This window comes from Neisseria sp. P0024.S006 (assembly GCF_051956595.1).
Lineage (GTDB): Bacteria > Pseudomonadota > Gammaproteobacteria > Burkholderiales > Neisseriaceae > Neisseria.
The window spans coordinates 261001-273107 of the sequence record NZ_JBQCXH010000001.1 but is presented as its reverse complement, the minus strand read 5'-3'; the positions used below and the strand labels follow the sequence as shown (position 1 = coordinate 273107).

Sequence of the window (12107 nt, the reverse complement as noted above, 5' to 3'; positions counted from 1 at the left end):
GATGGGCGGGTTTTGCGCTAACATTCTGCTTATTGTTGTTTCCTTACAAGGAATAAAATGGAAAATTCAGAATTGCATTTGCTGGGACGCAGAAAGATGTTTAACGGGCATCAGGAACGCTACCGCCATTTTTCTCAAACCTGCCGGACGGATATGGTATTTGATGTCTATCTGCCTCCACAAGTTTTAAAAGGTTATCCCGCACCTGTTTTATATTTCCTTTCCGGCTTAAATAGCGATGGTTCTGAATTGGTTCAACAAAGCGGAATCCAGCGTTTTGCGGCGCAATGGAATATTATCGTGGTTTTTCCGGATACCTCGCCACGCGGTCAGCATGTTGCCGATAGTGAAGAACATTATCTTGGACAGGGCGCCGGATTTTATGTCAATGCAACTGAAGCACCTTGGGCGCAGCATTACCAAATGGAAAGCTATATCAGCCAAGAATTGCCTGATGTGATCGAGCATCATTTCCCGGTAACGAAAGAGCGCAGCATTGCAGGTTTCAGCATGGGCGGGCATGGAGCGCTGCATTTGGCTTTGAAGCATCCCGGCCGATATGCTGCAGTTTCTGCCTTTGCGCCTTTATGTCATCCTATCGATACGGAAGGTGGCAGGCTGGCGTTTTCAGCTTATTTGGGTCAAGACGTAGAAACATGGAAACGCTATGACAGTACAGATCTGCTTCAGACGGCCTCGCATAAATTGCCTGTTTTGATTGATGTCGGCAGTGAAGATACTTTGTACCCTGAAGTCCTGCAACCCGAAGGGTTTGTCCGCTCAGCACGAGAGAAAGGTTTCAATATCCAATATAAAGTCCGTCCGGGCTATGGCCATGATTATTTCTTTATTGCCAGCTTTATTGATTCGCATATTGAGTTTCACGCTCAGGCATTAGGGCTTTAAACTATATTAAATAAAAGGCCGTCTGAAATCCGATTAGTGGTCAGATTTCAGACGGCCTTTATTTGGTCTTTTTTGACCTTTTATTTCAAACAGATTTATTCCTCAGGACGTTCGCCGTCGGTATCGTCCAATTTGCCTTCGGTAATATCGACATTGATACCGACTGCCGCACGGATTTTGGCGTCGATTTCATTGGCGATATCAGGGTTTTCTTTCAGCCAAACACGTACATTGTCTTTACCTTGGCCGATTTTTGCGCCGTTGTAGCTGTACCATGCGCCTGATTTTTCAACGATGTCATGTTTGACGCCTAAGTCGATCAATTCGCCTTCCCAGCTGATGCCTTCGCCGTAAAGAATATCGAATTCGGCTTGACGGAACGGAGGGGCAACTTTGTTTTTGATAACTTTAACTTTGGTTTCGTTACCAATCACGTCATCGCCTTTTTTAATCTGACCGGTACGGCGGATGTCGAGGCGGACGGAAGCATAGAATTTGAGCGCGTTACCGCCGGTTGTGGTTTCAGGGCTGCCGAACATCACGCCGATTTTCATACGGATTTGGTTAATGAAAACAACCAATGTATTGGTGCGTTTGATGTGGCCGGTCAGTTTGCGCAAGGCTTGGCTCATCAGTCGGGCTTGCAGGCCGACGTGGCTGTCGCCCATTTCGCCCTCGATCTCGGCTTTAGGCACAAGTGCCGCTACGGAGTCGACAACGACCATATCGATACCGCCGGAACGTACCAAGGTATCGCAGATTTCCAATGCCTGTTCGCCGGTATCCGGTTGGGAGAGATAGAGTTCTTCGACTTTTACGCCGAGTTTGCGGGCGTAAATCGGATCAAAAGCATGCTCGGCATCAATGAATGCGCAGATGCCGCCATTTTTTTGGCATTGGGCAATGGCTTCGAGGCAGAGTGTGGTTTTACCGGAGGATTCCGGGCCGAAAATTTCAACCACACGGCCGCGGGGCAGGCCGCCAACGCCGAGTGCCAAGTCCACGCCGAGGGAGCCTGTGGAAATAACATCAAGGTTTTCTTCCTGTTGGCTGCCGTCCATTTTCATGATGGAGCCTTTGCCGAAGTTTTTTTCGATTTGGGCAAGGGCTGCGGCTAAGGCTTTGCTTTTTTCGTCTGACATGTTTTCTCTCCGAAAGGAAATATGAATTGCTAAGAATTTATTTAGCTATTATCGCACAAATTAAGAAAAAGTATAGTTTTATTTTTATTTTTCAGACGGCCTGTGTTTTTTGTATGCAACAGGCCGTCTGAAACTTTGAATAATCAATCAGTTGGTCAATGATTCAAAAACTTGGAAATAGTCGGGGAAAGTTTTATGCGTACATTTCGGGTCATTGATGATGACGGGGACGCCCAAAAGCGAAACCAGCGAGAAACACATGGCCATGCGGTGGTCGTCGTAAGTATTGATGACGGCATCGGGGGTAAGTGTTTCGGGCGGCGTAATATGGATGGCTTCGGCTTCTTCGATGACGTCTGCGCCCAGTTTACGCAGTTCGGTTGCCATGGCGGCGATACGGTCGGTTTCTTTGACGCGCCATGAGCCGATATTGCGCAGGGTGCAGGGCTGTTTGGTGGCCAATGCAACGATGGCCAGAGTCATGGCCGCGTCTGGAATATGGTTAGCATCCAAGTCAAAAGCTTGAATCTTGCGCTCGGCTGGGCGGGAAATTTCTACAAAATTTTCGCCCCAAATCACATCCGCACCGATTTTCTCTAATTTGCGTGCGAAGGCAACATCGCCTTGAATGCTGTGTGCGCCGATACCGGTTACGCGGATGGGTGTACCGGCAATCAGGCCTGCACCCAAGAAGTAAGACGCGCTGGAGGCATCGCCTTCTACATATAAATGCTCTGGCGCATGATATTTGGCACCGGCCGGGATTTTAAATACACGGTAGTCTTCATTAATGATGTCCACACCGAACTGCGCCATCAGCTTGAGCGTGATGTCGATATAAGGTTTGGAAATCAACTCGCCTACCATGTGGATTTCAAATGCTTGTCCGGTCAAGGGCAAAGCCATCAGCAGGGCGGTCAGGAATTGGCTGGAAACATTGCCTTTAATCGGAATAACGCGCTCGCCGTTGTCTTGGCGTTTGCCGATCTGAAGAGGCGGATAGTTTTCATTGCCCAGATATTGTACGTCCGCGCCTGCAATGCGCAACGCGTCCACCAAATCGCCGATGGGGCGTTCGTGCATACGCGGTACGCCATGCAGATGATAGTCGCCGCCCAAAACGGCAAGTGCGGCAGTCAAGGGACGGAATGCCGTACCGGCATTGCCTAAAAACAAATCGGCGGATTGGTTGGGAAAACGGCCGCCGGCGCCATGAACTTTCAGACGGCCTTCAGGTAAAGATTCAATTTGCACGCCGAGTTTGTCGAGTGCTTCAAGCATTCGGTCGGTATCGTCGGATTTGAGCAAAGAATGGATTTCGCAAACGTTGTCGGAGAGTGCGGCCAAGAGCAGCGTGCGGTTGCTGATGCTTTTGGAACCGGGCAGGGCAACGGTGGAGGGCTTGAGTGTGGAAGCGGGCAGGCGGATGGATTCGGTCATTGGTTAGGATTTCAAATTGTAGACAAAACGATATTATACGCAGGCAAAGGCCGTCTGAAAAATGGAAGTGGCGTTGCAGGCAAGAAAAACCGGACTCTTTTTGAAAGTCCGGCTTTGGGATGCTCGATATTTTAATGGTTAACCTAAAATATGCATTAACTGGTCAATGTTGAACGTACCTTCGTCAAAGCGGAATTCGCTGACTGAGGGGATTTTTTGACCTTGGGCGTCGGTATGGATGTCGGCATATTGGTGGTCGATGGTGAAGAGGTCGTTGTGATTGTTTTCGCCACGAATGGTGATGTTCCAAGTCGTGCCGTCTTTTTCGTTGACCGTTTCGAGCGACAGATCCGAGAGGGAAATGCCAGCGCCGAATTGGATGGCGTTTGTGCTGTGATGGTCGAAAATGGTGTCATGGCCTTCGCCGCGATTGAATACATAGGTATCGTTACCGGCTTCGCCGCGCAGTATATCGTCCCCTAAGCCGCCGAACAGTGTGTCGTTGCCTGCGCCGCCGTGAAGGATGTCGTTACCCGCTTCGCCCAACAAGGTGTCGTTACCGGCACCGCCATATAGCGTGTCATTGTCTAAACCGCCGTTCAGATGGTCATTGCCACCGCCTCCGTAGAGAATATCGCTGCCGGCATCGCCGTTGATGACGTCGTCGCCGGTGCCTCCGGACAATTTGTCATTGCCGCTGCCGCCGTGAATCTCATCATTGCCCCGGTTGCCGTAGATGATGTCTTCGCTTTCAGTACCTTTGATATGGTCGTCGGCGTGGGTGCCGTTGAATGTGGTTTTGCCGTCGGCAAAGGTTTGGCTGACGCTTGCCTGCCCTAAATTGCTGACATAAAGCATATCCCAGACATCCAGGCTCGGTACGGTGACTTCCAGTGCCACCGGTTTGCCGTTTTCATAGATGACGGAAGATTCCAATGTATGCATGGATATATCGTCTGAGTCGGGGGAAGCCAGTTGTACGATGGCTTGCTCGGCCTGTTCTGCGCTGATTTCCATATCAAACGGGATTCTGACTTTAGGGTTGTCGAGTTTCAGCGTGTGGTGGTTGGAGCTGTTCCAATTGGTGTCTTTGTCGAGGCCTGCGAGATTGATTAATTGGACAACTCGGCCGCCGTCTGCGGTGGCTTTGGTCCATGTATAAACTTTGCCTCCTTCGCCTGAAGTGGAAGTCATGTCATAGCCGTCGGATGCTACGATGGAGGCATGACTGTCTTTGAGTTCAACCAAGCCTTCGCCGCGAAGCAGCTCCTCATAGGCAGTAATGAATTGTTGATAGTTGAATTCTGATTTGGCCAGGGTTTCGTTGGTTTTGAGCGTTTGAGCGGGATAGTATGGATCTTGCAAAATACCAAAACCATGTGCGTTCTTATCCGGGTGGTTGTTTAATGCGGCAACAGTCATATGGTAGCCGCCACTCGCTGCGATAACGGCATCAACCAGCAATTCGTTGTCCGGATTGAGTTCGGAAGCATGATCTTCCGGGTGGGTACCTTTTTGAGTATAGGCGGCAATAATCGGGGAAACGTGATTGTAATCGTACAGACGGCCTACCAAGCGTTTAAGCTCGGCATAGTTGTGGTTTTCATAATGGGTATTTCCGGCTGTATCTTTAAAATCGCGCGGCCAGATTTCTGAGAAAGGAACATCCATGCCTGTGGTGGATAAGACATCGGCCCTGCCTGTGCTGATGTCGTTGATCATATAAGTTTGACCGTAATCGTGTAGCTTTTCCGCAGCTGCGGCTGACAAATCGTCATAACCGTCAGACATTCTGAAGTTTTCAGTCTTTTGGCCGTTTTGTATTTTGTAAACGAGGTTATCACCCATGGTATCGGCCTGCCAGCCGTCAAAGCCGCCTGTTTTCAGGGCTTTGATCATGGTGTTGACGATATAGTTTTGCCAGCTTTTGTCGGCAGGATCGACGAATTGCTGTACGGATGTCTTGGTCTCTGCACCGGCTTTGCCGAAGTTGGAATGCTCTTGGGCATTGTAGAGTTTGACGTTATTTAAAATTTCTTTGATGGCCGGGTTATCGAGTTCGTCATTGGAGGCGGCGTTAAGCATATTGTAGAGCATAGCACTGCCGCCTTTTTCGTGAATTTTGTTCACGAGGTTTTTAATCAGTAGGGTATCGATTTGGGGAGGGTTGGGTTGGCCGTTGTTGACAGCCCAAGTCGCCCATTCTTGCTTGAAGCTGTTGACGTTTGGAAATGGATTGGAGGTTGTATCGTACACATCATAGAAGAAATAATTGTTGATGTGCATTTGTGCCAGCTGATCGATATTGTTTTGATAGCCTTCGAGCTGGTCATTGGTCATGGAGTTGTTTCGTTCTGCCGAATTATCGTTAGACCCCGCCACTACGCCATAGCGGGGAAAAACGGTCCAGTCGTCTTCGACAGACAATCCCAGGGTTTTGCTGGTGTGGTTGCCGGTGTTATCAACGGTCTCTACTTTGACGACGTAGCCCGAATTGGGTGAAAAAATATCGGAAGAAAGTTTGACGGAGGTTGAGTTCAGATGATCCAATTTTTGGATTTCCGTACCTAAATGGCTGACGGTAACAGAGGTGATTTTGTCTGTCGCATTGGAGATGTTCAGAATAACATCATCGCCGTTGGTATAGGCTGCCTTGTTAAAGAGAATAGTCGGTAAAGGGGCTGTTTTTGCTTCAGTTGTCATGCTGTGTATTCGCTTCTAAATATTATATTTTGAAATTGCCTTAACAAATTAATATCACTTAAGTTGTTGATATGGATAATTGTTAAGACTTTTTAGTAGGCAGCGCAGAAAATAAGTTCCCCGTTTGATAGCAAATATCTAAAATAATTCGGTTTATGATTGAAATTCAAAAAAGGCCGTCTGAATGCTTTGTTAGTCGAAAGACGGTTTTTGCAGACATATAACCAAACACCATAAGAAAATCAGAAACCATTCTTTCCTATTTTTTCAGACGGCCTTTAATATCGGCGGACAATCATTGATAAAGCAAGAACACGACCATGAGCCATTATCCTTTGTTTGCCGATTTGAAAAACCGCCCTGTTTTGCTGGCAGGTGCGGGCAAGGTTGCCGAGCGCAAGGCGGAAAGCCTGTTGTCTGCCGGAGCGTGCGTGCGCGTTGTTGCGGAAACTTTAAATCCTCAGTTTCAGCAATGGGCGGAAGAAAGGAAAATAGCTTGGCTGGGCGGCTTGTTTGAAGAAGCCATGCTGGACGAGGTGTATTTCGTTATTGCGGCGACGGATGACGGTGTGTTTAACCGCCGTGTTTTTGAAGCGGCGGAACGACGGGCGAAATTGTGCAATACGGTGGATACGGCGGACTTGTGTTCGTTTATCGTGCCTGCCGTGGTGGATAGGGGGCCGTTGAAGATAGCCATATCCAGCGGCGGTACTGCGCCTGTATTGGCGCGGAAATGGCGGCAGATTATCGAGACATTGATTCCGCTGCATACGGGCACGATGGCGCGTATTGCCGGCAAATGGCGCGAGAAGGTTAAGCAAACGCTGAATAATGTCGAACAACGCCGTTATTTTTGGGAAAAGTTGTTTGACAGCCGTTTCGGTATTTTTGCGGCTCAAAACAATATTGAGGCAGCGGAACGCGAATTGATTACGCAGTTAAACCGGGAAACGCCGTTTGGCGGCGAAGTGGTTTTGGTGGGCGCAGGGCCGGGCGATCCTGGCTTGTTGACCATACATGCTTTGCAGGCGATTCAGGCTGCGGATACCGTGTTTTACGATGCTTTGGTGTCGGATGAGATTTTGGCGATGGTGCGTAAAGATGCGGTGAAAATCAGCGTGGGCAAACGCGCTGGCGCGCATCATGTCCAGCAGGAAGAAACCAACCGTCTATTGGTTGAACACGCTCAAAAAGGGGAGCGCGTAGTGAGGTTGAAAGGCGGCGATCCTTTTGTATTCGGGCGTGGCGGGGAGGAAGTGCAAACCCTGCATCAGGCCGGAATTGCCTACCGCATTGTGCCGGGCATTACTGCCGCGCTTGGTGCCACTGCTTATGCCGGTATTCCGTTAACCCATCGAGATTGCGCACAAAGTGCTTTATTTGTGACCGGCCACAGCAAACACGAGGGCAATCAGCCTGATTGGCAGACTTTGGCTTTAAGCCGCCAAACGTTGGTAATCTATATGGGGACGCTTAAAGCGACCGAGATTGCGGAAAAACTGATGGCTTACGGCAGACAGCCTTCTACACCCGTTGCCGTGATTTCCAATGGGACTTTACCGAATCAAACCGTGCGGACAGGCCGTCTGAAAGATTTGGGCTTGCTGGCTGCCGAAGCGGAGCGTCCGGCTTTAATGGTGATTGGCGAAGTGGTCGCTCTGCGCAATGAGATGAAATGGTTCGGAGAAGGTATTGAATATTTCGAAGAAGCCGCGTAAAGAGAATGGATTAAATCAGGCCGTCTGAATATTGGTTTCAGACGGCCTTGCCTTATTTAAAAGCTTGGCAATATTGCTGATAACGTTCTGCCAGTCCGTATAGAATGAGTGCGGTCAGCCCCCAGATGTCGTAGTGTTGGAAAGGCAGGGCGGGGAGGGCGAGGGTTTGATTGTTGTGATGAAGTTGGCGGAATGTGTAGTTTTGCAGGTTTAAGGCGAAGTCCAAAGGCAGATAAAAAATTTCTGCTACTTCGTCGGGATTGGCTTTGGGGTTGACGGGCTGGACGCAAATTGCCGGAACAGGCGTAACACGGTAGCCGGAAGGCGTGTCACAAAAGGGTAGCGGCGCAAAAGTTTGCCATGCGGTAATCGGAATGGCGGTTTCTTCATAAGCTTCCCTTAACGCCGTTGCCGTTAGGCTGTCGTCTTGGGCATCTTTGCGGCCGCCGGCAAAGGCGATTTGTCCGGTGTGTTGCCTTAAGGTATCGGCTCTTTTAGTCAGTAAAATTTGCCACGCTCCTTCATGCAAGACAATGCCGACCAAAACGGCTGCTTCTTTGACCGTATGGGCGGTAAATAATTGATTGCGCTCTGCTTGCATACGGCTGCTAAAGCATGAAGCTTGAGTGAGGAAATGGATAAGGTGGTCGGTATTCATCTTTGGCGCTGATTGTTTTATGCAGATGAGGATTACACAAGGTTTACGGTTACCGTGTCAACAAAATAGGGTGCGTGTGTTACAGTTATGCCTGAATGATAAATATAGCTTTGCGTCTGTTCTGCAAGTGCTTAGGCCGTCTGAAAATGTCGGCATGTTCTCAAAAAGGATAGTTATGTTGTTTTCTCCATCCCGTATTCGAGTAGCAGCTGCGGCTGTCATGATGTTGTTTGCTACACAAACTTTTGCCGCGCCCGGCGATTCAAAGGCTGTTTTTGAATCGGCTAAGATTATCAAAAAGAAAAGCCGCGCCGACCGTTTTTCTCCTGAAGAGCGCGAGCAGGAACGGATACGTCTGTTGGGTATACAAAACCGCACATCGCAGGTTTTTACTTTGTTAAATTCAGAATTGGCCCTGCAAAAGGGCGATGCGGCTTCTGCGCTGTTTACTTATATTTTGACTTTGCATCGCACCAAATCTCCCGAAGTGGCCGAACGCGCTTTGGAAATGGCAGTTTCGTTAAACGCATTTGAACAGGCTGAAGCCATTTACCAAAAATGGCGCGAGATCGAGCCGGAGCCTGGTGAAACACAAAAGCGCATGACTTGGTTGCGTAATTTGCTGCTGGGTAAAGCTGATAAGAATTTGAGCGGATTGGACAAGGTGATTGCCGGCGGTAGTGAAGACGAGCAAAAGCGCGTGTTCCTGCTTTTGGCGCAAACTGCAGCCCAACAGCCGAATCTGACCAGCGATGCGGTCAAACAGGTGCATAAAACGGCATTGAATTATAAAGACTTTCCAGAAGCGGCGATTGCGGATGCAATTTTTAGTGCAAAAGACGGTCAAAAGAAATATGCCATTGCCGCATTGCAACGTTTGGCCAAGTTGGACAATGAAATCCTGCCGCCGACTTTTGTGACGTTGCGGTTGATGGCGCAACGGCATCCTGATATTCTGGACGACTTCTTCAAAGAGACAGACACCAAAACTTTATCTCCGATTTGGCAGGAATTGGACATCGCCAATTTGATCGCCCATGGTCAAAATGATAAGGCATTCAAGCGTTTGCAGACTTTGTTGGAAGAAAATCCCAACCCTGATTTGTATATTCAGGCCGCCTTATTGTCCGCCAGCAAGACGGAAAATATTTCTGTGGTAAACAGTTATCTGGAAAAGGCTTATAAAGTCGGTACGGAAGAGCAGCGCAGCCGTGCAGCGTTGATTGGTGCGGTTTCTTATAATGATGTTGAAGAATTGGCCAAAGCCAAACAATGGCTGGATAAGGTAACGGCTACGGCTTATACATTTGATAAAACCATTTTGGCCGCTTCCATCGAAGCCAAACAGGGCAACCATAAAGAGGCTTGGGCTTTGGTGCAACGCGCACAAAAAATGCCCGAGCAAAGAGGACGATATTTTGAAGCTAAGGATTTGTTGAGCACGGCTTTGTTCGTATTGTCTAAAAATACCAATCTTCAAGAATCGTTGAACGCTTTGAACAGTTTGGTAAGTTCCACCGAAAAATCCTTGAAAACTCAAGCTTCTCCGGAGCTGCTTGCCAATGTGTTGTATCAGCGTTCGATGGTTTATGAGAAGCTGAATCAGCCAGGCAAGGCGATTGCCGATTTACGCCGTGTGGTAGAGCTGTATCCGGACAATCCGCACGGTTGGAATGCTTTGGGTTATACCTTGTTGTCCAACGGCAAGGATTTGGACGAGGCATTCAAAATGGTTCAGACGGCCTATCAAATGGAGCCGGAAAGCGCAGCCATTAATGATAGTGTAGGCTGGGCTTATTATCTTAAAGGCGATGCCCAAACAGCTTTGCCGTATATCCAATATGCCTACGAAAAAGAACCTGAAGCCGAAGTTGCGGCGCATTTGGGTGAAGTTCTATGGGCACTTGGCGACCAAGAGAAGGCCAAAGAAATCTGGAATGACGGTTTGAAACGCGGAAGCAATCTCCGAGTATTAAAAGAGACAATGTCCAAATTCGGTATAACGCCCAGCAAACCGCATACTCAAAAACACAAATAAAACCGAAAGGCCGTCTGAAAAGCGTTTGATTTCAGACGGCCTATGAAGGAATATCCATGAATTTAAAACAATTATCATCGGTTGCAGCCTTATTGCTTTTAGCCGCTTGTGCGCAGCCAAACTTGCCTCAGCAAAACAGTTGGCAAGTGGCCGAGCAGGTGCAGGATTTTAGCGCAGACGGTCGTTTGGCTGTCAAAGTGGAAGGCAAAGGCTCTTATGCCAATTTTGACTGGACTTATCAGAACGCGGTTCAAACCATTGATGTCAATACACCGTTGGGCAATACCGTAGGCCAGCTGTGTCAAGATAGCGAAGGCGTATTGGCAGTAGACAGTAAGGGTAAGGTTTATCAGGCGGAAACGGCTGAAGAATTGAGCAGACAGCTTTTGGGCTTTGCTTTGCCGGTTCAATATCTGCATATTTGGGCAGATGGCAAACGCGTTGCCAATGCGCCATACAAAATCCTGCCTGACGGCCGTCTGGAACAGTTTGACTGGACAATATCGCGCACTTTAAATAGTTCGGGACAGCCCAAAACGCTACAACTTGAAAATGCCAAGTTTAATATCCGCTTGGTGTTCGACACGGTAAACCATTCTTTGGATAAAAATGGACAAACCCGATGCGCAGCACGCAAATAGAGGATAACATGTCTGTTTCAGCGGAAATCCAAGCCTTTCCTGCACCGGCCAAATTAAATTTAGATTTGAGGATTACCGGCCGCAGGAGCGATGGTTATCATAATTTGGAAAGTATTTTCTGTTTGATCGGCTTATACGATACCGTTCATCTGAAAATGCATACTGATGGGCAGATTATTCTGCATACGCCGGTTGAAGGGCTTAAGCCTGAGCAAGACTTGACTTATCGGGCGGCTAAATTATTACTGCCCTATGCAAACGTGTCGCACGGCGTTGAAATCTGGTTGGATAAAGTGATTCCGACCGGCGGAGGATTGGGCGGCGGCAGCTCCGATGCAGCCATAGTTTTAATGGTTTTAAACCAATGGTGGCAATGCGGCTTGAGCAAGCAGCAACTGATTGATTTAGGCGTAAGTCTTGGTGCGGATGTTCCTTTTTTTATTTTTGGCAGAAGTGCTTTTGCTAAAGGCGTGGGTGAGAAACTGACTGAAATAGATGTTCCTAAACAATGGTATGTTATCGTTAAACCCCCCGTCCATGTGGCAACCGCTAAAATTTTTGCACATGAAGGCTTGACACGGGATTCTAAACCCAGCATAATGCCGACTTTCCAATCATTACAGCCGTTTCAAAATGATATGCAGGCGGTTGTGTTTCAGGAATATCCTGAAGTTTGGAAGGCTTATGTTGAGTTATCCCAATATGGTCATGCATTAATGACCGGCTCCGGGGCTTGTTTGTTTATAGCAAGTGAATCTCATCAAGAAGCACATACAATTTACCAACAGGTTTCTCAATCATATGAAGCTTATTGTGTGGAAGGATTAGATATTCATCCGCTGTTTCATATGATTTAGTAAG

Annotated in this window: 9 protein-coding genes; 5 read left to right on the top strand and 4 right to left on the bottom strand. The window is 48.2% G+C overall.

The window, feature by feature from the left end:
• Positions 1-57: 57 nt before the first annotated feature.
• A complete protein-coding gene (gene fghA / locus ACTHUF_RS01375) occupies positions 58-906 on the top strand; it encodes an S-formylglutathione hydrolase (protein WP_440406782.1) in 849 nt (282 codons plus the stop codon).
• A gap of 95 nt (positions 907-1001) precedes the next feature.
• Here fghA and recA read toward each other — a convergent pair whose 3' ends face one another.
• From recA to ACTHUF_RS01360, 3 genes are all read right to left on the bottom strand, one after another.
• Entirely contained in the window at positions 1002-2048 is a 1047-nt protein-coding gene (recA, locus tag ACTHUF_RS01370; RefSeq protein ID WP_003680794.1) for a recombinase RecA, read from the bottom strand.
• A 147-nt stretch (positions 2049-2195) separates the two neighbouring features.
• Positions 2196-3488, bottom strand: a complete 1293-nt coding sequence (gene aroA, locus ACTHUF_RS01365; RefSeq protein ID WP_440406780.1) for a 3-phosphoshikimate 1-carboxyvinyltransferase — start codon at positions 3486-3488, stop codon at positions 2196-2198.
• A 138-nt stretch (positions 3489-3626) separates the two neighbouring features.
• Positions 3627-6191 (bottom strand): glycoside hydrolase family 66 protein, encoded by a 2565-nt coding sequence (locus ACTHUF_RS01360; protein WP_440406778.1) that lies wholly within the window; start codon positions 6189-6191, stop codon positions 3627-3629.
• A 320-nt stretch (positions 6192-6511) separates the two neighbouring features.
• Here ACTHUF_RS01360 and cysG point away from each other — a divergent pair, with 320 nt between their 5' ends.
• Positions 6512-7909 carry a siroheme synthase CysG gene (cysG, locus tag ACTHUF_RS01355; protein ID WP_440406776.1) on the top strand — a complete coding sequence of 466 codons (1398 nt, stop codon included), beginning with the start codon at positions 6512-6514 and terminating at the stop codon, positions 7907-7909.
• Between the two features lie 52 nt (positions 7910-7961).
• Here cysG and ACTHUF_RS01350 read toward each other — a convergent pair whose 3' ends face one another.
• On the bottom strand, positions 7962-8567 hold the full coding sequence (locus tag ACTHUF_RS01350; protein ID WP_440406774.1) for a CoA pyrophosphatase: 606 nt from the start codon (positions 8565-8567) through the stop codon (positions 7962-7964).
• Between the two features lie 175 nt (positions 8568-8742).
• Here ACTHUF_RS01350 and ACTHUF_RS01345 point away from each other — a divergent pair, with 175 nt between their 5' ends.
• Genes ACTHUF_RS01345 through ispE form a run of 3 tightly spaced genes read left to right on the top strand, consistent with a single transcriptional unit; the run spans position 8743 to position 12103 of the window.
• A complete protein-coding gene (locus ACTHUF_RS01345) occupies positions 8743-10605 on the top strand; it encodes a tetratricopeptide repeat protein (protein WP_440406772.1) in 1863 nt (620 codons plus the stop codon).
• Positions 10606-10661: 56 nt separating this feature from the next.
• Positions 10662-11246, top strand: a complete 585-nt coding sequence (gene lolB / locus ACTHUF_RS01340) for a lipoprotein insertase outer membrane protein LolB (RefSeq protein WP_315094474.1) — start codon at positions 10662-10664, stop codon at positions 11244-11246.
• Between the two features lie 8 nt (positions 11247-11254).
• Positions 11255-12103, top strand: a complete 849-nt coding sequence (gene ispE / locus ACTHUF_RS01335; protein ID WP_440407110.1) for a 4-(cytidine 5'-diphospho)-2-C-methyl-D-erythritol kinase — start codon at positions 11255-11257, stop codon at positions 12101-12103.
• Positions 12104-12107 lie beyond the last annotated feature (4 nt).